Origin of the sequence: Burkholderia sp. 4NA327C6 (assembly GCF_005502655.1) — a bacterium.
Classification (GTDB): Bacteria; Pseudomonadota; Gammaproteobacteria; order Burkholderiales; family Burkholderiaceae; genus Burkholderia; species Burkholderia contaminans.
Window position 1 is genome coordinate 104,270 of sequence record NZ_SCNZ01000002.1, and the last position, 22,146, is coordinate 126,415.

A 22,146-nucleotide genomic window follows, 5' to 3' on the forward strand; every position below is an offset into this window, starting at 1 on the left:
TGACGAATGTTTACGCATGCAACGCCAACCCCTTCACCGCCTTGTCGACCGCCTTCTTCGGTCCGCGCAACGCCAGTCCGACGAAGTCGAGATTTTCCGCGTCGCCGGCGCGAAACACGTCACGATTGGCCGCGTCGTGCCCGGTCGCGCTGTGACATGGCGGGCTGCTTGCTGAGCGGAGTAAGTATGTAGCTAGATTTGCTTCGATCGTAGTTAAATTGGCTACATTCAGGTAATCCACTCAAGTCGATGCAGAATCGGCGACTCGGACTATGCCTTGTAGCCATTTGAGCTACAATCGTAGTCAATCATGCTACGATCCATTGCCTCGACCCTGTTTAGTGACTATCGGCGCCGCGCGTTGGGCCTGCTCCTGTTGAGGCCCGACCAGGCGTTGCATGTCCGCGAGATCGCCCGTTTGACGGGCACGACGCCCGGTACGCTGCACAAGGAACTGAGCAAGCTGGCCGAAGCCGGCATCCTGAGCCGGGACCGGCAAGGCAATCAGGTGCGTTATCGAGCGAATCGAAGTTGTCCCATTTTCGAGGAACTCGCTTCGATCATGCGAAAGACCTCGGGTATGGGGGATGTGCTGTCCGACGCGTTGTTGCCCTGCGCCGAGGAAATCAGTGTGGCGTTCGTGTTCGGCTCCGTCGCGCGTGGTCAGGAGACGGCGGACAGTGACGTCGATGTGATGGTGATCGGCTCGGTTGGTTTTGCAACGGTGGTCCGGCTGCTTTACGACGCACAGGCGACATTGGGGCGGGATATCAATCCCAAGGTGCTGTCCCCGGACGAGTTTCGCGACGGCGTTGCCGGGCAGGATGCCTTTTTGCGGGACGTGCTTGGAAAACCCAAGATTTTCTTGATTGGTAGCGACCATGACCTTGCAGAACTTGCTCGGCGTTAGTCTCGATGCGGTCCGGCCGGACCGAGAACAAGCGATGCGCCTGCTGGCCGCAGCGGAACGAAATTTGGCGGATGCGCAACTCGCAGCATTGAGCAACGAAAACCGCTTTGATGCGGCTTATAAGGCGATCATGCAACTCGCCATGCTGGCGTTGCACGCGAACGGATTTCGTACATTGACGAGTCGGCCGGGGCACCACCAGACGGCGATCCAGACGCTTCCACAGACAATCGGCTTGCCGGTTGAGCGCATGATCGTACTCGACGCGCTGCGCAAGCAGCGCAATCTGTCCGATTACTCCGGGGATGTGGTTCAGGCGTCGGCGGTTCGCGAGTGTTTCGATAGTGCGTCGGCGCTCCTGATTGATGTAAAGGCGTGGATGGACGGGAACAAGCCGGAGTTGCTGCACGCGCAATAGCCGTTATCGTGTTGAATCGTCGATTTGACGTGCCGGTTCACGCATGCAACGCCAACCCCTTCACGGCCTTGTCGACCGCCTTCTTCGGCCCGCGCAGCGCCAGCCCGACGAAGTCGAGATTCTCCGCGTCGCCGGCGCGAAACACTTCACGGTTGGCCGCGTCGTGCCCGGTCGAAAACATCGCGTGCACGTAGGGCACGATCGTGAGTTCCCGCGACAGCGCCTGCCGGTGCGCGGCCTGCAGGCCGTTCAGGTCGGCCGCGAACACCAGTATCGGCTGGCCCAGCATGCGGCCGTAGCGGCGTCCCGACGCATCCTCGTAAGGCTCGCCGAGCGCTTCGGGCGCTTCGGCCGCGACGCCCGTCGCGAGAAACGCGACGACGTTGAGTTTTTGCCACGCGGCGAGATCGTCGCGCACGATCAGCGCTACCTTGGTATCGAACATGAGTGCTCCTTGTAGAGACGCTCATGATCGGCTGCCGCGCACGATCAGTCTGGAACGTTTGTGCACAGTTGCCGGTAGACGGCCGGCGTGATCCGGTACGCGCGGCGGAACCAGCGGCCGAGGTGGCTCTGGTCGGCGAACCCGACGTCCGCAGCAGCCTGCGCGGGCGTGCGGCCGGCCGCCAGCAGCCGGCGCGCGGCACGCAGCCGCAAGCGCACCAGGTATGCGTGCGGCGACGTGCCGAACGCACGCTGGAACAGCCGCGTCAGCCGGAACCGGTCGATCCCCGCGACATGCGCGAGTTCGTCGAGCCCGATGTTGCCGTCCATGTGTTCATGCAGCAGATCGCGCACGCGCGCGATCGCGGGTGGCACGACGGCGCTTTCCAGCACGAGCGGCCCGCGCAGTTCGCCGCCGAGCCGGATCAACAAGCGGTCGAGCGTCTGGTCGCGCGCGAGCTTGCCTTCGTTGCCGTGGATCGCGAGAAATGCGTGGCGGATCGCGTCGACGAGGCCACGATCGTCGACGAGCGTATGGCCGAACGACGCCTCGACGCTACCGAGGCCCGGCAGGTCCAGCCGGCGCGCCGCGCGCTCGACCCACGCTTGCGGCAGGTACAGCATCCCGTAGGTGAAGCCGCCGGCTTCGGGCGCGTGGCCATCGTGCAGCGCGCCGGGCTCGATCAGGATCGCGCGGCCCGGCACGCTCGTATGCACCGACCGGTGGCACTGGAATTGCTGTACGCCCTGTTCGGTGAAGCCGACCAGCATGTCGTCGTGATCGTGCGCATCGTATGCATGGCCGTTGAAATGCGCATGCAGGCTTTCGATGCCGGTTTCCGCATCGCGCCGTGCGACGAGCCAATGGCCGGTCGTGTCGATGGGCTTCGCGGGTGTCGTCATCGGAGGCGTCGCGGGTCGTCGTGGCGTGACGGATAGTGTACGCAGGTCGCGGGGCAGAGGTTGCGGGTGCGCATCATGCTTCGTTCGCCACCGTTTGTTCGTCGCGTGCATATTGCGCGGGCGGCCGGCCGACGTGGCGCGTGAACGCGACGCTGAATGTGCTCGCGGAACTGTAGCCCACGCGCCCCGCGATCTCGGCGATGCGGCCCTCGTTGCGGCGGAGCAGATCCTTCGCGAGCGCCATGCGCCACGTGAGCAGGTATTCCATCGGCGCAAGGCCGACTGCGCGGCTGAAGCGTTCGAAGAAGGTCGAGCGCGACAGCGCGGCTTCCTTCGCGAGCTCGACGATCGTCCACGGATGGGCGGGGCGTTCGTGCATCCGGCGCAGCGCGGCGGCCAGCCGGCTGTCGGCCAGCCCGCGCACGAGGCCGCGCGAGGCGTCCGTGCCGGCCGAGAATCGCAGTGCCTCGATCAGCAGCACTTCCACGAGGCGCGACAGCACGAGTTCGCGCGCCGGCCGCTGCGCGCGCGATTCGTCACGCACGAGTTGCACGAGCGTGGTCAGGCGCGGTTCGCCGCGCACGTGCACGTATTGCGGCAGCAGCGATATCAGCAGCGCAGCGTCGGGCGAACTGAAGCTGCAATGGCCGGCCATCATGCGTGTGTCGACCGGGCGGTTCGCGTCGCCGATCCGGTATTCGCCGTTGTCGAGCACGACCGGCGCGGCGGATTCGACGCCGGGCGGCGGTAGTTCGAAGCTGGATATCGCGACGCCGTAGGCAGCCGGAATCAACACGAAATCGCCGGGCAGCAGGTCGATCGGCGGATGCCCGTCGATCGCGACCCGGCACCCGCCATCCAGGACCACGCAATAGAACGGCTCGCCGGCGACCGTGCGGCTGATGCGCCAGGGGCTCGCGCCGTGAACGAGCTTGGAATACCGCGTGCTCGGCTGCAGCAGCGTCACGACCTCGGCTAACGGATCGATCATCGCCGGACTCTCGCAAATGAAAATCGGATTGTCGATTGTAGCGAATACGGATCCGGCCATCTATCGTACGAACACATGCTCAACACGTCACAGGAGTGAGTTCGCATGAAGACCGTATTGATCACCGGCTGTTCCTCCGGCTTCGGCCTCGAGATTGCCCGCTATTTCCTGGCCCGCGACTGGCGGGTCGTCGCGACGATGCGCACGCCGCGCGAGGACGTGCTGCCGCCGTCGGCGAACCTGCGCGTGCTGGCGCTCGATGTCACGAATCCCGACAGCATCCGCGCGGCGAACGACGCCGCCGGCCCGATCGACGTACTCGTCAACAATGCCGGTTTCGGCGCGGCGGCACCGGCCGAACTCATGCCGCTCGACACGGTGCGCGCCCTGTTCGAGACCAACACGTTCGGCACGATCGCGGTCACGCAGGCCGTGTTGCCGCAATTGCGTCAGCGCGGAGCCGGCGTGGTCGTGAACGTCACGTCGAGCGTCACGCTGAAGGTGCTGCCGCTGCTCGCCGCCTATCGCGCCAGCAAGGCGGCGGTCAATGCGTACACCGAATCGGTGGCGCTCGAACTCGCGCCGTTCGGCGTGCGTGCGCATCTCGTGCTGCCGGGCCGTGCGCCCGACACGCGTTTCGCCGAGAACGCACGCGCGCACATGCACGGCTTCGAGCACGAGGCTTATGCGGAATTTGCCGCGGCGGTCTTTGCGCGCATCGTCGACGAAGCCGCGCCGATCACCCACGCGCAGGACGTCGCCGAAGCCGTGTGGCGCGCGGCGACCGATCCGTCGAGCCCGATGCGCATTCCGGCCGGCGCCGATGCCGTCGCGTGGGCGGCGGAAGCGGGCTGAGGCTCGCCGACCTGGGCGAGAGCCTGCTTGCCAGCGACCGGATCAAGCGGGCTCGTTTGCGTGAGTGATGCAGGATGCTGCCGGTCTGAAACGGGCCGGCAGCGCGATGGCATACACGTACGTGCATGCAACACGGACCGATGCGGTCCGTGTCTTTCAGCATGTCGCGCCCGGCATGAAAGCACGCCGCGTGCGCTTCTGCTCGCCGACTGTTCGTTGACCATGCATGGTCGCGCCATCGCTACCCCCACCCGATACACGAGCGACCATGCCGAGCCGGACTTCTACTGCTACTGGCCGCCTTCGTACAGCTGGTTCAGACGCTGGAGTTCCCCTGACCTCTGCATCCGCAGGTATTCGTCCTTGACCTGCGCGCGCGTGAGCCCGGTCGGTCCGCCCGCCTGCGAACCGGCGCCGGGCATGCTGCCCATCGACGTTGCGCTGATCGCCGAGTCGGACGGCTTGCTCGACGCTGCCGCTGCGCCATCGTCCTGCGCGCGGGCGAGGCCGGATGCGCCCAACACACAAACGACGGCCAGTGCTGCCTTGACCATGCTCTTCATCGTGGCACCTCACATGAAAAAGCAATGCAACAACCACGACGCGAATTCTGCGTCGTCCGCGTATGTCGACGTTCCGCATGCGTCACGTCGATCTTCTCCCCCGGCAATTTCCCAAGGTGTTCCGGCGATTGACGCATCGGCATGCACTTCGCAACGGGTTTCTGTCGCGCATGTCGAGTCGTCATGTGCGCGTTCGACTCGCGCATCGTGAATCGGGTCATTCCGCCGTCATACCATCGCGCGTGACAAATTCTCCATGCCGAACGCAGAAGTGGGTTCGTCACGCGAATGCAGCCGGAATGGCGAAATGATAGAACCCGCCTGCCGGTTTAACGCCCTCCTGAAAGGGGGTAATTGCCCTCGTTGTCATGTGGCATGCCTAAACTGGACAGACATCGCGGAACGTGCGAAGTCGAGCATGTCGTCGCGGCCCGCGCGCGAATCCGGTGCATGTTCGAGGAGCGCATTCATGTCTGACAAACACGTCGCGCTTGCGAGTCATATTCGTCGGCTCTGTTCGCTTGCCGTCGAGCCGCATCTCGTCATTCCTCATGTGATTGAGGCGACCCGGCACATCGTCGGTGCCGATTGGGGCATGTTCTTCTATGCCGACGAACACTACGCCGTGTCGGACGTGTGCAGCGAAAACGAGGTGGTCTATACGCTCTTGCCGACGTATTTCGCGAACATCCACAACACGTCCCGGCAGGAGGTGCTGGGCATCACGTTTTCGGGTGCGATGCGCCGCGGACGCGGTTTCGACAACAGCGTGCACTACGACGATGCATTGCTGGCGAGCGACATGTATGCGGATCTGTGGCGGCCGGTGTCGATGCGCCACTGTCTCGAGCTGACCGCGACGGACGGCACGCGCGGCTGGGGCAGCCTGCTGCTGTCGCGCGCACCGGGCGCGCGTCCGTTCTCGGAGCAGAACCATCGCGACATCGAACCCGTGGCGCGGCATCTTGCGCATGCGCTGTCGCAGCCCGTGCAGCCCACGCTGCGCGAATCGGAATGCAGCGAATCCGCGACCATGGTGGTCGACGACGATGGCCGGCTCCTGCTGCACAACGCGAACAGCATCCGGATGCTGGCGCTCGCGACCGGCGAGCCGCTCGCGTTCTACCGTCACGAACGCTTGCCGGACTGGCTCGCGCCGCTCCGGTCGAACCTCGACCGGATCTGGCGCGGCTACCCGGCACCACCCGCGACGTTCGAGCGTCGCAACCCTGCGGGACGTTTCCGCTTCAAGGCCTATCGATGCACCGACGCGGCCGCGTTGCAACGCGATGCCGCGATCGTGATCCATATCGAACACTTTCCGCCGCTCAGGCTGATGGTCGAACGGCTCGGCTTCGCGTTCGGCCTGACCGAGCGACAGCGCGAACTCTGCGTGCAGCTCGTGCTGGGCCGCTCGCACAGCGAGATTGCGCGCGACTTCGCGCTGCGCGACAGCACGGTCGTCGATCATGTTCGCAAGATCTATCGCCGGCTCAACGTCCACAATCATGACGAATTGCGCAGCGTGTTTCGGGCCGGGCGGCTCGACTAGCCTTCGAGGCGCCCGGCGTTGCATCGCGTGTTCCGTTACAGTGCGCGCCGGATCGCCTGCTCGAGCAACGACACCCCGAGGTCGATTTCCGCATCGCTGACGGTCAGCGGCGGCGCAATCCGGAATACGCCGCCCATGCCCGGCAACTGCACGATGTTCATGCTGAGCCCGAGGTTCATGCATTCGCGCGTGATCTTCGCGCCGAGCCCGTCCGCCGGTTCCTTCGTGCGGCGATCCTTGACGATCTCGACGCCGAGCAGCAGCCCGCGTCCGCGTACGTCGCCGATGCAGTCGAAGCGTTCCATCAGGTCGAGCAGGCCGCGCCGGAGCCGGTCGCCCATCACGTTCGCGCGCGCGACGAGCCCGTCGCGCTGCACGACGTCCAGCACGCGCAGGCCGACGGCCGCGGGCAACGGATCCGACACGTGTGTCGTGTAGAACAGGTAGCCGAGTTCGTGCGCGCGTTCCTCGATAGCCGCGGACGTCACCATCGCCGCGAGCGGCAGCCCGGCGCCGAGCGTCTTCGACAGCGTCAGGATGTCGGGCGTCACGCCGTCGCGCTGGCACGCGAACATCGTGCCGGTGCGGCCGACGCCCGTTTGCGCCTCGTCGAGGATCAGCAGCATCCCGCGTTCCTCGCACTTGCGCTTGAGCGCCGCCATATAGCCTTCGGGCAGCTCGATGATCCCGCCCGAGCTGAGGATCGGTTCGGCGATGAAGGCCGCGAGGTTGCCGCTCGACTGGCGATCGATCAGGTCGAACGCATAGTCGAGTTCGGCCAGATAGTCGTAGCCGCCGTTGTGCTCGAAGCGCGGCCGGTACGTGAACGGCGCCGGAATCGCGAACGAGCCGATGGCGGCCGGGCCGACGCCCTTGCGGCCGGCGCTGTACGTGGCCGACGCGGCCGCGCCCGTCATTCCGTGCCACGACTGCGCGAAGCCGACGATCTCGTACTTGCCGGTGACGAGCTTCGCCATCCGGATTGCCGCTTCGTTCGATTCCGCGCCGGTGCTGAGCAAGAGCGCGCGATCGAGGCCGGCAGGCGTGACGTCGGCGAGGCGCGTCGCGAGGTCGACGACCGGCCGCGACAGCATCCCGCTGAACAGGTGGTCGAGCTTGCCCGCGTATTCGCCGATCACGGACACGATCTCCGGATGGCTGTGGCCGAGCACCGCGCTCATCTGGCCCGACGTGAAATCGAGGATCGCGCGGCCGTCCGCGTCGTACACGAAGCTGCCTTTCGCGCGCTCGATGATCATCGGCTCGAACGTGCCGCCATAGCGGACCAGGTGCTGCCTGGCGTTGCGCCAGAAGGTCGGGTCGTCGTTCAGTGACATCGGGCGTCTCCAGGAAGGGGCAGGGGGCGCTTGCAGTCTAGGCGCGCGTCTGGTTTGATGGAAACGAATAGTTCTTATGCAAGGTAGAAAAGGAGCTAATACCTTGGGGCTTTCGCTCGAAATCGACCTGCTGCGCTCGTTCGTCGTGATCGCCGAGGTGCGCGCGCTCAGCCGCGCGGCCGCGCGCGTCGGCCGGACCCAGTCGGCGCTCAGCCAGCAGATGAAGCGGCTCGAGGAGGCCGTCGACCAGCCGCTGTTCCAGCGCACCGGGCGCGGCGTGGTGCTGACCCATCCGGGCGAGCGGCTGCTGGTGCATGCGCAGCGCATCCTGCGGCTGCACGACGAGGCGATGGCCGACCTGTGCGGCACGGGTTTGTCGGGGACGATCCGCTTCGGTTGCCCGGACGACTACGCGGAAGTCTGGCTGCCTGCGCTGCTGCGGCAGTTTTCGAGCCAGCATCCGCAGGCGATCGTCGAAGTCGTGTGCGGGCCGACGCCGCGGCTCGTCGAGCATCTGGAGAAACGCGCGGTCGATCTGGCGATGATTTCATTGCCGGACGACGGCGCGGGCGACGACATCATTCGCCGCGAGCAACTGGTCTGGATCGGCTATCCGGGGCTCGAACCCGCGCATTTCGATCCGTTGCCGCTGGCGCTGTCCGATCGCGACACGCTCGATCACATCGCGGCCTGCGAGGCGCTGGATCGGGCCGGCCGCGACTATCGGGTCGCGTATGCGAGCAGCAGCCTCGCGGGGCTGATCGCGCTGGTGCGTTCGGGGCAGGCGTTCGCGGTGATGACGCAGACGGCGGTGCCGGCCGACCTGGCGATCGTCACCGGCGATCCGCGCCTGCCGCCGTTGCCGGCGGTGGGCATTGCGCTGAAGTTCGATCGCAAGCGGCCGTTGCATCTGACGGCGGCGTTCGCCGAGCATATCCGGCTCACGCTGCCGCTGTTGTGATGCGCACGGCCGCTGTGCCGACGCATTACTCGACCGTCGACGAAGTCGACACCTTTGCCGTGCCACGTGCGTTGGCATCCGCTGCCGCATCGCGCACGCGGATCGCCGCCTGCATGCCCGACAACTTGAGTTCGGTCTCCTGATATTCGTTGGCCGGCTCGGAATCGGCGATGATGCCGCAGCCCGCGCCGGCACCGACGTGACGGCCGTGCAGAGCACGCGGGACCTTGGCGAGTTGATTGCGTCGACGACGATCTTGTCGCTTACCGCGAAGGTGGGTTATACGGGCGGGTTTCTCGCCGGTGCGTCGCTGGCGGTGCTGGCCGCGTTGATCGCGATGCGGTTGCGGCGGAGGGAGGCCGCGTATGCGGTGAAGGGGGAGGATGTGCTGGCTTCGTGATCGACGTGGCGTACGTACGATTCCGGCTGTCCAGTCGGCAGTCGGGAGCGCGCGCGAATTCGCAGCATGGTGGTGCCCGGTTGCAGCTTGATGTGGGAATCGGAAACAGCGGTGCGCGATTGCGCGGGATGATCGTCGATCGTTGCCGGAATGCGGATGTCGCATGTCGCGCAACGATGAGAGAAGAAATCCTGGTGCCGACGGCGAGACTCGAACTCGCACAGCTTTCGCCACTACCCCCTCAAGATAGCGTGTCTACCAATTTCACCACGTCGGCACTGCAAGGGGCGCAATTCTAGCGCGACGTTGCGCGTTTGTGAAGGGGGTGTGACACATTGAAGGGATACACGCAGGCGATCCCGGTAGAATTCGGGCGATCGACCCGACGATCGTCGCAACCGCCACCCGCTTTCTCCGCGTGACACACACCCTCGAACAACTGCAGGCCGGGCAGCTCGCCGGCGCCCGGCAACTCAAGCTCGCATGCGGGTTGACGGAATTCCCGCGCGAGATCTTCGATCTTGCCGACACGCTCGAAGTGCTCGACCTGACCGGCAATGCGTTGTCCGCGCTGCCGGACGACCTGCCGCGGCTGCACCGCCTGCGCATCCTGTTCGCGTCCGGCAATCGCTTCACCGCGTTCCCCGACGTGCTCGGCGCGTGCGGGCAGCTCGACATGATCGGCTTCAAGGCGAACCGGATTCAATCGGTGCCGAGCGGATCGCTGCCGCGCGCGCTGCGCTGGCTGATCCTCACCGACAACGCAATCGACGAACTGCCGGCCGACATCGGCGATTGCTCGCGGCTGCAGAAGCTGATGCTCGCGGGCAACCGGCTGCGCGCGCTGCCTGCGGAAATGGCCGCGTGCCGCGCGCTCGAACTGGTGCGCCTGTCCGCGAACCAACTGGACGAACTACCCGACTGGCTGCTGCGCCTGCCGCGTCTCGCGTGGCTCGCCGCCGCAGGCAACCCGTTCGGCGCCGCGCCGGAGGCCGCAGCATCGGCCGGGCCTGAGGTCGCCGACGTCGACTGGGCATCGCTGGCCTGCGAGCAGAAGCTGGGCGAGGGCGCATCGGGCGTCATTTACCGCGCGCAGTGGTGCGCGGACGGTCATCCGCCGCGCGCGGTCGCGGTCAAGCTGTTCAAGGGCGCGGTGACGAGCGACGGCCTGCCCGATTGCGAAATGGCCGCGTGCCTGCACGCCGGCCGACACCCGAACATGATCCCGGTGATCGGCAGGGTGAGCGGGCATCCGGACGGCACGCACGGCCTCGTGATGGAACTGGTCGATCCCGCGCTCACGAACCTCGCCGGGCCGCCGAGCTTCGCGACCTGCACGCGTGACGTGTATGCGGCCGACGCGAAATTCGCGCCGGTGGAGGCGATGCGGATCGCGCATGGCATTGCGTCGGTCGCGGGCCATCTGCACGCTCGCGGCATCATGCATGGCGACCTGTACGCGCACAACATCCTGCACGATGGCGAAGGCGGTGCGCTGCTCGGGGATTTCGGCGCGGCGTCGCTCTACGATGCGAACGATCGCGCGCGTGCCGCCGCGTTCGAACGACTCGAGGTGCGGGCGTTCGGCCATCTGCTCGGCGAGCTGCTCGAGCGATGCGAGCCGCGCACGTGGGCCGGCCGAAACGCGCTCGATGCGCTCGCGGTGGCGTGCCTGGACGAAGCAATCGATGCGCGGCCGTCGTTCGGCGAGATCGCGGCCGGGCTGGCCGCACACACGCGCTGACGGGCGCGCGTCGGCTTACGCCTGACGCGCAGTCAGCAGCCTGATCCCCAGCCCGACGAACAGCAGCCCGCTGGCGCGCTTGAGCGCACGCACCGCGCGGCTCATGCCGAAGCCGCGATGGAACCGGCGCACGCCGGCCGAATAGACGCTGTGAACGATCACCACCGTGCACGCGATCGTCGCGTACATCACGACGAACTGCAGCGCGAGCGGGCGGTCGTGCACGATGAACTGCGGCATGAACGCCGACAGGAAGATCATCGTCTTCGGATTGCTGCCCGATACGAACAGCGCTTCGCGGAACAGTTTCCCGCGGTCGGGTGCGGCGATTTCCGCTTCCCCGGTCGAAGCGGTGGCCTTGCGGTCGCCACGCAGTTGCCGGACACCGACGAACATCAGGTACGCGGCGCCGACCACCTTCATCGCGACGAACAGCGGCGGCATCGCGGCCAGCACCGCGCCGACGCCGAGCGCGACGAGTACCACGACCACACCCTGCGCGACGAGGTTGCCCGCAATTGTCGCAGCGGTGCCGCGCGTGCCGTAGCGCACCGTGTTGCGGATGACGAGCAGCACGTTGGGCCCCGGCGACAACGTCGTGGCGAGATAGGCTGCGGCAAACAGCATCCAGGTCTGAATGGACATGCGGCGCTCCGAGAGGCGGTTCCGGCGGTCGGGATGAAGCGATGGTGCCACGCCAATAATGGGCGCAGGCTCGCGCCGGAACCGCGCCATCGCGGCGCGTCAGCTTGCGTCGCGCATGCAGTACGCAGGGATCGACGGCGGCGTATCGATCGCGGCGGGCCGCGTCATCCACGCGATCCACCCGGCCCATAACCCGCAGGCGATCATCACGGCGACGTTCAGCGGCGTCCGGTAGCGGACGATCAGGTCGGCCAGCGGCAGGCGATGTTTCATGTGCATCTCCTTCGATCGGGGACGGTGGACGTTACTGGCCGGCGTAGGTCGGCGCCTTGGCGTCGCAGGTCACGGACACTGTCGAACCGTCCGCGAAATGCAGCCGGAACGGCACCTTCGCGCCGGGCGCGACGGCCTGGCGCGGCTGCTCCAGCATCACGTGATAGCTCTTCGGCTTGAAGGTCACGGTACCGTGCGCGGGCACTTCGACGGCATCGACGTGAACCATCTTCGCAGTGCTGCCGCTCGTTTGCGTTTCATGCAGCATCGCCATCCCGTATGCGGGCGAGTCGAGGCCCGTCAGCGTGACGGGCGCGTCGCCGTCGTTCTTCAGCGTGAAGTAGCCGGACGACGGCACGGTTGCCGGCATCGCGCGGATCCAGCAGTTTTCAGCGTGCACGGCCGGTGCGGCGAACGTGGCGGGGGCTTGCAGCGCCAGCAGTGCGAACAGCAGGCCGGTCGGAATCGAGCGCTTCATGGTTGGTTTTCCTTATGGGTAGATGCGGCGGGTAAGGGGGCGACACGGCCGGCGCGGAACGCCGATGCGCGTCGCGAACATCATTTCAGCGTGAACGCGTAGCGGCCTTGTGTGCGATGACCGTCGCTGGCCACCGCGATCCACGCGACCGAGTACGTGCCGGCCGTCAGATTGGTCAGTGCGACCTGCATGCGCTTCCGGTTGCCTGCATCGACGGTCGATTTCCCGTCGACGACCGATTGCCCGTGGCTGTCGGTGACGGCGATCGAACTGAAAGCGGGCTCGAGCGCTTCGCTGAAGCCGATCGTGACCGCGTGCGGCGCGACCGAAAGCGTGGCGTTGGCGGCGGGTTCCTGCGTTTTCGGGAGCGCGTGGGCATGGGCGGCCTGGAGGAAGACGAAGCCGAGCGCGGCGAGCGCGCCGCGAATGAAAGAGTGCGTATTCATGGTCGAGTGTGCGGGTGGCGAATCGGATGGAACAACACGGATTCGACGGACGGATGCACGCGTATCCTCGCAGCAGCACCGCTAGCGGCTGGCGTCGGCGCGAACGTGCGCGGCCGGACGTTCGCCCGCGAGCGAATGTCGGCGCGACCGTACGAACCGGAAGCAGCCAACCGCATGCACGGCACGACGCCGCGCGCATGACGGTGACACATGATCGTCCTTCGAATCGTGACATGCCGCGCACGCCGGCGGCGTGCGCGGACCGCGCGATGCTTTATGGCATCACGGGCATTGACGACGCATCAGGACGCGATCGGCGGGGCGCGCGGCTGCGCGGCCGAGAGCGGCAGCGCGCGGCGCAGGCTTTCGAAGCGGGTCGCTTCGCGGTGCTGAATGACGTGCACGTTGGCCGCGAACGTCAGTTCGGGCGCGGGCAGTGCCGGTGTGTGAGCAAGCAGGCTGCAGTAGCCGCATGCCTGAAGGTGGGCCGTCAGGCTCTTCTGCGACGGATCGGTGGAGCGCTCACCGGTGGTCGGCGCGGCCGTACAGTAGCCGGCCAGCAGCGTATCGACGCGCTGCTGCGTCGTCAGTGCCTGTGAGATCGTCGGCGCGAGCGCCGTCATCAGGATGGCGAGCATCCCGATCAGACTGCCGATTTTCCGGAGGCGACGACTCAGCATGCGATGTGCGGCGACGTACAGGCGACGATGGAGCGGATTATGCCACGCACGTCGGTGTGCATGTCGGCACGGACGTGCGGCGTGTCGGCGCGCTACGCGTGCTTTGCCAGGTATTTGGTGATCAACGTCATCTGCGCGGCCCAGCCGTGGTCGTTCATCTCGCGCGCCTTCGCGCGGCGCGCTTCGATCAACTGGTCGAAGCCGATTTCGGTGACCGTGAGCAGCGTACCGCCGGCCTGTGCGGCGAGCGTGAACGTAACGAGCGTCATCGGCTCGGTCGAGTAATCGACATTCGGATCGATCGCGAACGGATGCCAGCGAAACGAGAACAGTTGCTTCGGCTCGACGCGGTCGACGACGATTTCGAACACAGTGCCCGCGTAGGGCTCCTGTGCCTTGGCGACGTCGTCGTCGACGCGTGTCGGCGTGATGCGGCCGAACAGCGGCTGGCCGGCCGCGAACGGCCCGTCGAACGTGACGCCGAACCACTGGCCGAATTCGCCGGAATTGCTGACGGCTTCCCACACGCGGTCGGGCGATGCGTTGAGTTGGGCCTGTTTTTCGATGCGATCGGTTTGCTGGGTCATGACGTTCTCCACTCAGGATCAACCGTTGCTGGACGGCATGCGCGTGAGCGCGCCGCGTCTAGTCGAGCATGACCGCGTCGGGCACGTCGAGCACGAGGTCCGACGTCGCGACGGCCACGCACGGCAGCGTATAGCCGTCGGCCTTTTCCTCGCGGCTCAGCCCCGGCCATTCGATCGTGTAGCGTACGCTGCCGCTGACGATCCGGCAAAGGCAGCTTCGGCACGTGCCGTTGCGGCACGAGCGCGGCAGCGACACGTGCGCGAATGCGGCGGCTTCGAGCAGCGTCAGCGAATCGGGCGCATCGAAGGTCGCGCCGAGCGGCTCGATGCGCACGAGGGGAGGGTGTTCCGGATCGGTCATGGCGGAGGCAGAGGCTGGCGGCGGTTCGGCGGCAACGCGCCAAGCATACCCGAACGTGCTGGCGGCCGGCGCCGGCCGGCCGCTGGCGTCAATGCCGGCGCAGGTGCCGATACACGGTATTGCGGGCGAGACCGAGCTCGCGTGCGGCCGCCGACACGTTGCCGCCGTGCCGTGCGAGCGCGGCATCGATCACCGCGGCCTGATGGCTTTGCAACGTCGTTCCTTCGCGCGTGCCGGCCGGTGCGGCCGGCATTGCGGTGGCCGCCGCCGGTGCGTCGTCGCAATCGAGCCAGAAATCGTCGGGCAAATGGGCGAGCGTGATTTCCGCTTCGTCTTCGGCGAGCATGCCGGCCGTGCGCAGCACGTTGGTCATCTGGCGCAGGTTGCCGGGCCAGCGGTGGCGCGTGAACGCGTTGAGCACGTCGGCCGCGATGCGGCGCGGCATCGGTTCGCTGCGCGCGAGCCGCGCGAGAATCCGCTCGACGAGTGCGGGCAGGTCGGTGCGTGCGGCGAGCGCCGGCAGCGTGACCGCGAGCCCGTTGATCCGGTAGAAGAGGTCTTCGCGGAACGTGCCTTCCGCGATCATCGCGCGCAGGTCGCGATGGGTCGCGCAGACTACACGCACGTCGACCGGCACCGCGCGTGCGCCGCCGAGCGGCATCACCGCGCGCTCCTGCAGCACGCGCATCAGCCTGACTTGCTGCGCGAGCGGCATGTCGCCGATTTCGTCGAGAAACAGCGTGCCGCCGTCGGCCTGCACGATCTTGCCGGGGCTGCCGCGCTTGCGTGCGCCGGTGAATGCGCCGTCTTCGTAGCCGAACAGTTCGGCCTCGATCAGCGAATCGGGCAGCGCCGCGCAGTTGACCGCGACGAACGGGCCGTCCGCGCGCGGCGATGCCTGGTGCAGGGCGCGGGCGAGCCATTCCTTGCCGGTGCCGGTCTGGCCGAGGATCAGCAGCGGCAGGTCGCGCCCGCGGATCTTCGCGACGCGTTCGAGCACGGCGGCCATGCGTGCGTCGCCCGTGTCGAGCGTCGCGAACGTGATCGTGTCGGGGTCCGGCGTGCGCACCCGTGCGGCGGGCGCGGGCGGCGTGACGGCGACGGTGGTCTTGTGTGCTTCCGCGAATTCGCAGCGCGCCAGCACGCGTACGCCGGTCGACAGCGTGAGGCGGAACAGCGCACCGGGCGCGCGTGCCGCCTGCTGCGCGAGCTGGCCGAAGCGCATGCCGAACAGCGCGTCGCTGGCCTGATGCTGCAGTGCGTCGAACGAGGCGCCGAGCTGGAATTGTGCGCTGCGGTTCGCGGCGATCAGCCCGCCGTCGGGGCCGAAGGCGACGAGCCCGGCGAACAGCGAATCGACGCATTCCTCGTGTGCATGAAAGCGCAGCCGCAACGCTTCCGCGCACTGGTTGGCGAACAGGTGGTTCTCGATCAGTTGCGCGGACATCCGCACGAGCGCGAGCGTATGCGGGCTCGAGCCGCGCGGATCGCCGCTGACGTCGAGCGTGCCGAGCGTGCGGCCGAACGGGTCGAAGATCGGTGCGCACGAGCAGGTGAGGATGTGATTGGCGCGCAGGAAGTGTTCGGACCCATGCACGGCGACGGCCTGGCCGGATGCGAGCGCGGTGCCGATTGCGTTGGTGCCGCGTGCGCCTTCCGCCCACGACACGCCGGTACACAGCGCGACGCGGTTGGCTTTCTCGATGAAGTCCGGGTCGCCGATGCTGTGCAGGATCACGCCGTCGGCGTCGGTCAGCAGCACGAGGCTTTGCGTGTCGGCGATCTGCGCGTGGAGGTTCTCCATCACCGGGCGCGCGTGCGAGAACAGGGCGTGATTCGTGTCGAGCAGTTCGCGCAGTGCGACGCGCGACAGCGGCGAGAAATCCGGGCGTTCGTGCGCACGCAGGCCGACCGCGGTCGAACGCGCATGCGCCTGCGCGAGCAGGTCGGTGCGACCCGCGGTGGCGGGCAGCACGAAGGGTTGCGGCATGACTTGTCTCCTGTCGGTCCCAGTTAGCGCTTTAGCGCTTACTGGGACCCCATGCTTCGCGGTCGGTCCCAGTTAGCGCTTTAGCGCTTACTGGGACCCCATGCTTCGCGGTCGGTCCCAGTTAGCGCTTTAGCGGTTACTGATGTCCCATGCTCCTCGAAATCGGCCGGTCCGGTACACACAAACGCACTGAAATCCTCTACGGATTCCCGCCTTCGCGTGCGGCGCACCATCGGTGTGCGACCGGCAACCATCCGGGTACGCATCATCATACAAGCGCCGCGTACGAAGCGCGACCGCGAACAAAATCCCCTTGCTTTTAAATGCCCGCCTGCAATGATGGAAATGGAGCACGCACGCGCCGTGTTCCGCAATGCAACATGCATGCGACGCGACATGCATCCGTTCGGGAGACGCATCATGGTTCGGACGGAACTGAGAGTCGTGCTGGCGGCCATCGCCACATTCATCATGCTGGGCGGCATCGCCGTGGCGATCCACGGGCTGCTGTTCGATCTGACCGATGCGGTGCGATACGGGGCGGCCGCGATTGCGGTGGGTGCCACGACGGCCGCCATCGCGCTCAACGTCTGGCCGAACGACCCTCACTGACGCCGGTTTTGGAAACGGTGCCGGATGCCGCGCTGATCAGACGAATGCGCGTTGGAACGACGCACGCCGGAAAATTTGTCTCCTGCGCGAAACCGTCTAAAGTGGAAATCAACCGGCATGCGTTGTCCGCGCCTATCCCCGCGGGCGGTGCCTCCGCCGGCGAGCCCGCGTACACTTCGTCCGGCCGGTAGCGGACGACGGACGCGGTCATTCGTTTTCTACCGGTCGAGGCGGCTCCCATGCAGATCCATTTCACGAACGAGAAGCCCGAGTATTCGGGGCGCGACCTGATGCTTGCGTTCACGGCGTTGGTCAATGGCGAGCGCGTCCAATGTCAGATCACCGCCGAGGCGCTGGAAGACCACTTCGGCGCGGCGTCGCCGCGCTTCGAGGACATGGTCGGCGCATTCGACCAGCATCGCGACCGTATCGAGGCGGCTGCACGGCGCCTGCTGTCGGAGACACGCGCGCAGTGCGTGACGCTGCGCAGCGGCTATGTCCGCTTCTACGAGGCCAACTGGCGCGGATGACACGACGTTCGTCTTGCGGCGCGCGTCGCTGAGCGCTGCGCACGCGAAGACGTTGCCTTCATGCGATGCCGTTCGGCGGGGCCGGGCGGCATTTTCGTATGCGGGCCGTACCGGGTGGCCCGAGCGTCGGTGTGTTCGTGCGTGCCGGTTCGTCAGGATCGCAGAAGAATCATGCAAAAACGGAAACGCCACCCGAAGGTGGCGTTCTTTCATCGTGCTTCCTGCATCGCGCCGAAGCGCCGCCGTCACTCGCTGCCGAGGTAGAAGAAGCGGAACAGGAACACGGCTGCGATGAGCCACACGATCGGCTTGACCGAGCGGCCCTGGCCCGTCAGCAGCTTGAGGCCGCCGTAAGCGATGAAGCCGAATGCCACGCCGTTCGCGATCGAGTACGTGAACGGCATCAGCAGTGCGGTCAGCGCGGCCGGCACGGCTTCCGTTGCGTCGTCCCACGGCACCTCGACCATCTCGCGCAGCATCAGGCACGACACGTACAGCAGTGCCGGCGCCGTCGCGTAGGCCGGCACGACGCCGGCGAGCGGCGCGATGAACAGGCACGCGAGGAACAGCACCGCGACGGTGATGGCCGTCACGCCCGTGCGGCCGCCGGCCTGCACGCCCGACGCGCTTTCGATATACGCGGTGGTCGACGACGTGCCGAGCACCGAGCCCGCGACGATCGCCGTGCTGTCGGCGAGCAGTGCCTTGTTCAGGCGGTTCATCTTGCCTTCGACGAGCAGGCCCGCGCGGTTCGCGACGCCCATCAGCGTGCCCGTCGCGTCGAACAGCTCGACGAGGAAGAACACGAGGATCACGTTGATGATGCCGGTCGACAGCGCGGCGCGGATGTCGAGCTTGAACAGCGTCGCGTCGATCGACGGCGGCGCGGAGAACACGCCGTGGAACTGGTTGTCACCGAAGAAGAACGACAGGACCGTGACGCCGATGATGCCGATCAGGATCGCGCCGCGCACGCGCAGGTGGTCGAGCGTGACGATCGTGAAGAAGCCGACGATCGCGAGGATCGTGTCGTGCTTGTGCAGGTCGCCCAGCGTGACGAGCGTGGCCGGGTTGCCGACGATCACACCCGACGTCTTCAGCGAGATGATGCCGAGGAACAGGCCGATGCCCGCGGTGATCGAGATCCGCAGCGATTTCGGAATGCCGTTGACGATCGCCTCGCGTACGCGGAACAGCGTGACGAGCAGGAACAGGCAGCCGGAGATGAACACCGCGCCGAGCGCAGCCTGCCACGTGAAGCCCATGCCCTTGACGACCGTGTACGCGAAATACGCGTTCAGGCCCATGCCGGGCGCGCACGCGATCGGGTAGTTCGCGTACAGCCCCATGATGAGCGACGCCAGCGCCGCGACGAGGCAGGTCGCGACGAACACGGATTCCTTCGGCATGCCGGCGTCGCCGAGGATCGCGGGGTTGACGAAGATGATGTAGGCCATCGTCAGGAACGTGGTGACGCCCGCGAGTATTTCGGTGCGGAAGTCGGTGCCGGCTTCAGCGAAGCCGAAATACCGCTTGATGGATTCCATGAAGGCGTTTCTCCGGTCGGTTGTCGTGTTGCTTGTTGTGCCGAATTGTTGTAAAGGCAGCGCGGCCGGCTTACTGTAACCAGCCACTATTGCCCGGCTATCGGCGGATTGTAATAGCGCGGATAGCTCGGACGATATAGTTGGAGGGCACGATCGAAAGATCGATCGGCTGCCTGCGCGCGAACGGTCTGGCAGCCCGGCCGCGCGACGAAGGCGCGCATTTTACCGGTTCGGGCGGAACGAGCCGGAACAATTGGCTGAAACGGGAGGAGATGCGCGAACGATACCGAACGATGCATGCGCAACGGCGTGCAGGACGGCACACGCGGCGTATCACGCGGCGCGGGTGCGGGATGATGACATCCGACTGAAACGGAGCGCCCGCATGCTGCACGAACGCGGGGCAGGCAGCGCATGCGCGCGAACGCACGTGCGCGGCCGGTGCGGATGCCCGGCAGCGGCGTGCAGCGGCCATTCGTCAGTCCAGGCGGGTGCAGATATCGGGCTATCGTGCGCCGAAGCCGTCCCGCCCGCAACTGTCATTTCGTGACGCGGGGGCGACTGTGGTTTCTGTGTAAAAGATTGCAAGACCCCATCGCGTAAACCGGCAAGTCTTTCTAGGATAGATACACCGCGCATGCACACGCCGGCTGGAAATTGCCGACGCGGGGGAGTCGCAGTCCGTGCAGGCCAGGCGGTGAAGTGCGGTCAAGGCCGTTGCACGTTCGGGCAGGCACGGCCGGTTGCGATTGCCCGATGCGGGTTCGTCCGTAATCACGGAGGTCAGCATGTTGAACTGGATCAGCCGTTGGGCGATGCGACACGCCCCCACGCCGGAAAAAACCGCTGCGTCGATGCTCGTGACGGCGCGCATGGAACTGTTCGCTGCCGAACAGCGCGTCATCGACGCGAAATTACAAGCGGATTACTGGCGCATACGTGTGTCATTCCTGGAAGAGGTGCAGAAGCAGGGCATCGATCCGTGGGTGACCTCGCAGGCAGCGCAACGTCCCGACCTCGAGTCCACTCCCCGAAGCACGGGCCCGCGTCTCGCCGCCAGCACCTGATGCACCTGCTGCATCCGGTCGCTGCGCACGGCGCGCGATCGCTCGCGGCACGCACCGGCGTGCCGCGTCATTCGATGCGCACCCGCGGCACGTTACGCCGCGGGTGCGTCCGTTTTCGGTCGCGGCCGTTCCGCGTCTCGCGTGCCTGACGGCGCGTCACTCATCCACTCGTTCTCCCTGCCCCGAAGAGCAAACGTTGCACGTGCGCGAGCGTGCGCCTGAAGCGCTCGCCGCGACGCACGTATGCAGTCGTGAGCGTTGCTTCGGCCGACCGGTCGGCATCGGTGCCGAGCCAGATGCGCTCGCCACGTGCGATGCGCAGCACGTCGCCGGGCTGCACCCAGTAGTCGTCGACGCACGGCGGGCGCGTGACCCACAGCGCCGCGCCATGCGCGCGGAGTTCCGCGTCCTGCGGCGCGCGCCATGTCAGCGTCGTACGCGGCGCGACCGGGAAGCGGATCACGACAGTCGGTAACGCGATCGTGCCGGCGCGGCACCGATCGGGACGGTCAAACAGCGGGCTTGCCTGGTCCATCGTCTTCTCCTTTCAGTGAGCCGGACGAATGACGCGCACCAGAACAAAAAAGCCTCATCCGTTTCCGGTGAGGCCTTGTGTGACATGCGGTACTGCTCGACTGCTAACGCACACGCGCCTCCCGTGAACCATTCTTTCGAATGTTCATCGAGTGATGAATCGCGGCGGCGATGAGCGGGTACGTAGGCATGCGAACGAGTTTGTCTGCGTGGAACGACGTTGTCAACGATAATTTTCGGGATAGGCGAGGGTGATGCGTCGACGTGCTCGCCTGCCATGACGTGACGCCGCCGCATACCCGTATCGAGTGCGCAGCGGCACTTTCGTCATGGCCGACTTCGACTTCGACATCGCTCTCGCAACAAGCTGCGCATGCGCGCGAGCGCACGCTCCAGCCACGCGCCGCGACTCATCGCGTAGGCGGTCGTGATCGATGCTTCGGCCGGGCGGTCGCCGTCGGTGCTCATCCAGATGCGATCGCCGCGCCGCACGCGCAGCACGTCACCGGTTCGTATCCAGTAATCGTCGACGCTGCCGAGCCGCGTGATCCACAGCATCGCGTCGTGCACGCGGATCTCGGCGTCGTTTTTCGCGCACCATGTCAGCGTCTTGCGCGGCGCGACCGTGAATTGCATCACGACCCGCGGCAATGCGATCGCATCGGTGCGGCACCGATCGGGGCAGACAACCAGCCGGCTTGCTTGGTCCATCGTCATCTCCATCCGTTGAGCCGGGCGGGATGACGCGCACCAAAACAAAAAGGCCTCATCCGTTTCCGGCGAGGCCTTGTGACATGCGCAACTGAATCTCGATGCTAACGCACAAGCGCCTCCGGTGATCGCCACGCATGGGCGTTCACTCGGTTTTTATGCGCGATGGCGGCGGGCTTGAGCATAGGCATGCGAACGAGTGTGTCGTGGCGGCGCAGCAATGTCAACGGAAATTTCGAGATACGTGGCGATCACGCGTCGCGTTGCGCGAGCCCGTTCACGAGCAGCTCCGACAGCAGGCCCGTCATCCCTTCCGGGTGCGTGGCCGCGCGGGCCTTGAGCTGTTCGACGAGTTCGGCGTTGAGCTTGCAGGCGAACGGTACGAGGCCCTGTTCCTGGTCGAGCTTGCGCTGCGCGCGGCGGTCGAGCTTGGCTGCGTCGTCGGCACCCTTGCCGAAACGCGCGGAGCTGGACTGCTTCATCGCGTGCGTCAGCTTGAGCGCCTTGTTCTTTTCGAGATCGGTTTTCTTCATGGCCATCGCGGCACCTCCGGGAAATGAAGCCGCGATTGTACGCATTTCGGCGGGCGCCGCCCGCCGAGCCGGCC

The 22,146-nt window shown here is 66.2% G+C and carries 26 protein-coding genes, 1 tRNA gene and 3 pseudogenes; 10 read left to right on the forward strand and 20 right to left on the reverse strand.

Features of this window, described 5'->3' with window-relative positions; translation table 11 throughout:
• Positions 1-10: 10 nt before the first annotated feature.
• A pseudogene (locus FFS49_RS02285) lies at positions 11-154 on the reverse strand (DUF2000 family protein); the annotation flags it as partial.
• A gap of 156 nt (positions 155-310) precedes the next feature.
• On the opposite strand from FFS49_RS02285, the gene FFS49_RS02290 reads away from it, so the two are divergent.
• Positions 311-910 (forward strand): nucleotidyltransferase domain-containing protein, encoded by a 600-nt coding sequence (locus FFS49_RS02290; protein WP_039366304.1) that lies wholly within the window; start codon positions 311-313, stop codon positions 908-910.
• Entirely contained in the window at positions 882-1,328 is a 447-nt protein-coding gene (locus FFS49_RS02295) for a hypothetical protein (protein ID WP_039366307.1), read from the forward strand. The genes FFS49_RS02290 and FFS49_RS02295 overlap by 29 nt, the downstream gene beginning before the upstream one ends.
• 37 nt (positions 1,329-1,365) lie before the next feature.
• Here FFS49_RS02295 and FFS49_RS02300 read toward each other — a convergent pair whose 3' ends face one another.
• The 3 genes from FFS49_RS02300 to FFS49_RS02310 form a co-directional block, all read right to left on the reverse strand.
• A complete protein-coding gene (locus tag FFS49_RS02300) occupies positions 1,366-1,773 on the reverse strand; it encodes a DUF2000 domain-containing protein (RefSeq protein WP_039366311.1) in 408 nt (135 codons plus the stop codon).
• Positions 1,774-1,817: 44 nt separating this feature from the next.
• Positions 1,818-2,675 carry an AraC family transcriptional regulator gene (locus FFS49_RS02305; protein WP_105818220.1) on the reverse strand — a complete coding sequence of 286 codons (858 nt, stop codon included), beginning with the start codon at positions 2,673-2,675 and terminating at the stop codon, positions 1,818-1,820.
• Positions 2,676-2,748: 73 nt separating this feature from the next.
• Positions 2,749-3,726: an AraC family transcriptional regulator gene (locus FFS49_RS02310; protein WP_105818219.1), complete on the reverse strand. Its 978-nt coding sequence runs from the start codon at positions 3,724-3,726 to the stop codon at positions 2,749-2,751.
• Between the two features lie 45 nt (positions 3,727-3,771).
• Between FFS49_RS02310 and FFS49_RS02315 the strand changes: the two genes are divergently transcribed.
• Entirely contained in the window at positions 3,772-4,521 is a 750-nt protein-coding gene (locus tag FFS49_RS02315) for an SDR family oxidoreductase (protein WP_105818218.1), read from the forward strand.
• Between the two features lie 290 nt (positions 4,522-4,811).
• On the opposite strand, the gene FFS49_RS02320 is transcribed toward FFS49_RS02315, so the two are convergent.
• Positions 4,812-5,084, reverse strand: a complete 273-nt coding sequence (locus FFS49_RS02320) for a hypothetical protein (protein WP_039366323.1) — start codon at positions 5,082-5,084, stop codon at positions 4,812-4,814.
• A 469-nt stretch (positions 5,085-5,553) separates the two neighbouring features.
• On the opposite strand from FFS49_RS02320, the gene FFS49_RS02325 reads away from it, so the two are divergent.
• The gene (locus FFS49_RS02325) at positions 5,554-6,636 is read left to right on the forward strand and encodes a LuxR C-terminal-related transcriptional regulator (protein ID WP_046548467.1); all 1,083 of its coding nucleotides are present in this window, start codon (positions 5,554-5,556) and stop codon (positions 6,634-6,636) included.
• A gap of 35 nt (positions 6,637-6,671) precedes the next feature.
• Here FFS49_RS02325 and FFS49_RS02330 read toward each other — a convergent pair whose 3' ends face one another.
• Complete coding sequence (locus tag FFS49_RS02330) at positions 6,672-7,973, reverse strand: aspartate aminotransferase family protein (protein ID WP_105818217.1); 1,302 nt, start codon at positions 7,971-7,973, stop codon at positions 6,672-6,674.
• 76 nt (positions 7,974-8,049) lie between these two features.
• On the opposite strand from FFS49_RS02330, the gene FFS49_RS02335 reads away from it, so the two are divergent.
• Positions 8,050-8,934 carry a LysR family transcriptional regulator gene (locus FFS49_RS02335; protein WP_171026712.1) on the forward strand — a complete coding sequence of 295 codons (885 nt, stop codon included), beginning with the start codon at positions 8,050-8,052 and terminating at the stop codon, positions 8,932-8,934.
• Between the two features lie 25 nt (positions 8,935-8,959).
• Here the strand turns inward: FFS49_RS02335 and FFS49_RS02340 are convergent.
• Positions 8,960-9,121 (reverse strand): annotated as a pseudogene (locus FFS49_RS02340) (salicylate biosynthesis isochorismate synthase); the annotation flags it as partial.
• Here FFS49_RS02340 and FFS49_RS02345 point away from each other — a divergent pair.
• Positions 9,119-9,334, forward strand: a pseudogene (locus FFS49_RS02345) (MFS transporter); the annotation flags it as partial. The pseudogenes FFS49_RS02340 and FFS49_RS02345 overlap by 3 nt on opposite strands.
• A 192-nt stretch (positions 9,335-9,526) precedes the next feature.
• Here FFS49_RS02345 and FFS49_RS02350 read toward each other — a convergent pair.
• Positions 9,527-9,611 (reverse strand) — tRNA-Leu (locus FFS49_RS02350).
• Positions 9,612-9,752: 141 nt separating this feature from the next.
• On the opposite strand from FFS49_RS02350, the gene FFS49_RS02355 reads away from it, so the two are divergent.
• On the forward strand, positions 9,753-11,078 hold the full coding sequence (locus tag FFS49_RS02355; protein ID WP_105818215.1) for a leucine-rich repeat-containing protein kinase family protein: 1,326 nt from the start codon (positions 9,753-9,755) through the stop codon (positions 11,076-11,078).
• 15 nt (positions 11,079-11,093) lie between these two features.
• On the opposite strand, the gene FFS49_RS02360 is transcribed toward FFS49_RS02355, so the two are convergent.
• The 8 genes from FFS49_RS02360 to FFS49_RS02395 form a co-directional block, all read right to left on the reverse strand.
• Positions 11,094-11,723, reverse strand: coding sequence for a LysE family translocator (locus FFS49_RS02360; RefSeq protein ID WP_039366360.1), 630 nt, complete (start codon positions 11,721-11,723; stop codon positions 11,094-11,096).
• Between the two features lie 99 nt (positions 11,724-11,822).
• The gene (locus FFS49_RS41840) at positions 11,823-11,996 is read right to left on the reverse strand and encodes a hypothetical protein (RefSeq protein ID WP_171026713.1); all 174 of its coding nucleotides are present in this window, start codon (positions 11,994-11,996) and stop codon (positions 11,823-11,825) included.
• A gap of 31 nt (positions 11,997-12,027) precedes the next feature.
• Positions 12,028-12,474, reverse strand: a complete 447-nt coding sequence (locus FFS49_RS02365) for a copper chaperone PCu(A)C (RefSeq protein ID WP_105818214.1) — start codon at positions 12,472-12,474, stop codon at positions 12,028-12,030.
• Positions 12,475-12,554: 80 nt separating this feature from the next.
• The gene (gene copC, locus FFS49_RS02370) at positions 12,555-12,920 is read right to left on the reverse strand and encodes a copper homeostasis periplasmic binding protein CopC (RefSeq protein WP_105818213.1); all 366 of its coding nucleotides are present in this window, start codon (positions 12,918-12,920) and stop codon (positions 12,555-12,557) included.
• Between the two features lie 302 nt (positions 12,921-13,222).
• Positions 13,223-13,600, reverse strand: a complete 378-nt coding sequence (locus FFS49_RS02380) for a DUF2946 domain-containing protein (RefSeq protein WP_039366372.1) — start codon at positions 13,598-13,600, stop codon at positions 13,223-13,225.
• Positions 13,601-13,692: 92 nt separating this feature from the next.
• The gene (locus FFS49_RS02385; protein WP_105818212.1) at positions 13,693-14,187 is read right to left on the reverse strand and encodes an SRPBCC family protein; all 495 of its coding nucleotides are present in this window, start codon (positions 14,185-14,187) and stop codon (positions 13,693-13,695) included.
• A gap of 58 nt (positions 14,188-14,245) precedes the next feature.
• A complete protein-coding gene (locus FFS49_RS02390) occupies positions 14,246-14,548 on the reverse strand; it encodes a 2Fe-2S iron-sulfur cluster-binding protein (RefSeq protein WP_046548459.1) in 303 nt (100 codons plus the stop codon).
• 88 nt (positions 14,549-14,636) lie between these two features.
• Positions 14,637-16,538 carry a sigma-54-dependent Fis family transcriptional regulator gene (locus FFS49_RS02395; protein ID WP_105818211.1) on the reverse strand — a complete coding sequence of 634 codons (1,902 nt, stop codon included), beginning with the start codon at positions 16,536-16,538 and terminating at the stop codon, positions 14,637-14,639.
• 336 nt (positions 16,539-16,874) lie between these two features.
• Here FFS49_RS02395 and FFS49_RS42465 point away from each other — a divergent pair, with 336 nt between their 5' ends.
• Both FFS49_RS42465 and FFS49_RS02405 read left to right on the forward strand, forming a co-directional pair.
• Positions 16,875-17,150 (forward strand): DUF2964 domain-containing protein, encoded by a 276-nt coding sequence (locus FFS49_RS42465; protein ID WP_232352775.1) that lies wholly within the window; start codon positions 16,875-16,877, stop codon positions 17,148-17,150.
• A 239-nt stretch (positions 17,151-17,389) separates the two neighbouring features.
• A complete protein-coding gene (locus FFS49_RS02405) occupies positions 17,390-17,680 on the forward strand; it encodes a DUF1488 domain-containing protein (RefSeq protein WP_039366385.1) in 291 nt (96 codons plus the stop codon).
• A gap of 245 nt (positions 17,681-17,925) precedes the next feature.
• On the opposite strand, the gene FFS49_RS02410 is transcribed toward FFS49_RS02405, so the two are convergent.
• A complete protein-coding gene (locus tag FFS49_RS02410; protein ID WP_039366387.1) occupies positions 17,926-19,227 on the reverse strand; it encodes an NCS2 family permease in 1,302 nt (433 codons plus the stop codon).
• Positions 19,228-20,015: 788 nt separating this feature from the next.
• On the opposite strand from FFS49_RS02410, the gene FFS49_RS02425 reads away from it, so the two are divergent.
• Positions 20,016-20,294, forward strand: coding sequence for a hypothetical protein (locus FFS49_RS02425; RefSeq protein ID WP_105818210.1), 279 nt, complete (start codon positions 20,016-20,018; stop codon positions 20,292-20,294).
• A gap of 160 nt (positions 20,295-20,454) precedes the next feature.
• Here FFS49_RS02425 and FFS49_RS02430 read toward each other — a convergent pair whose 3' ends face one another.
• The 3 genes from FFS49_RS02430 to FFS49_RS02440 all read right to left on the reverse strand — a co-directional run bounded on the left by FFS49_RS02430 (position 20,455) and on the right by FFS49_RS02440 (position 22,078).
• On the reverse strand, positions 20,455-20,829 hold the full coding sequence (locus tag FFS49_RS02430) for a DUF2917 domain-containing protein (RefSeq protein ID WP_105818209.1): 375 nt from the start codon (positions 20,827-20,829) through the stop codon (positions 20,455-20,457).
• 326 nt (positions 20,830-21,155) lie between these two features.
• Complete coding sequence (locus FFS49_RS02435; protein WP_105818385.1) at positions 21,156-21,539, reverse strand: DUF2917 domain-containing protein; 384 nt, start codon at positions 21,537-21,539, stop codon at positions 21,156-21,158.
• A gap of 251 nt (positions 21,540-21,790) precedes the next feature.
• Positions 21,791-22,078: a hypothetical protein gene (locus FFS49_RS02440; protein ID WP_039366397.1), complete on the reverse strand. Its 288-nt coding sequence runs from the start codon at positions 22,076-22,078 to the stop codon at positions 21,791-21,793.
• Between the last annotated feature and the right edge of the window lie 68 nt (positions 22,079-22,146).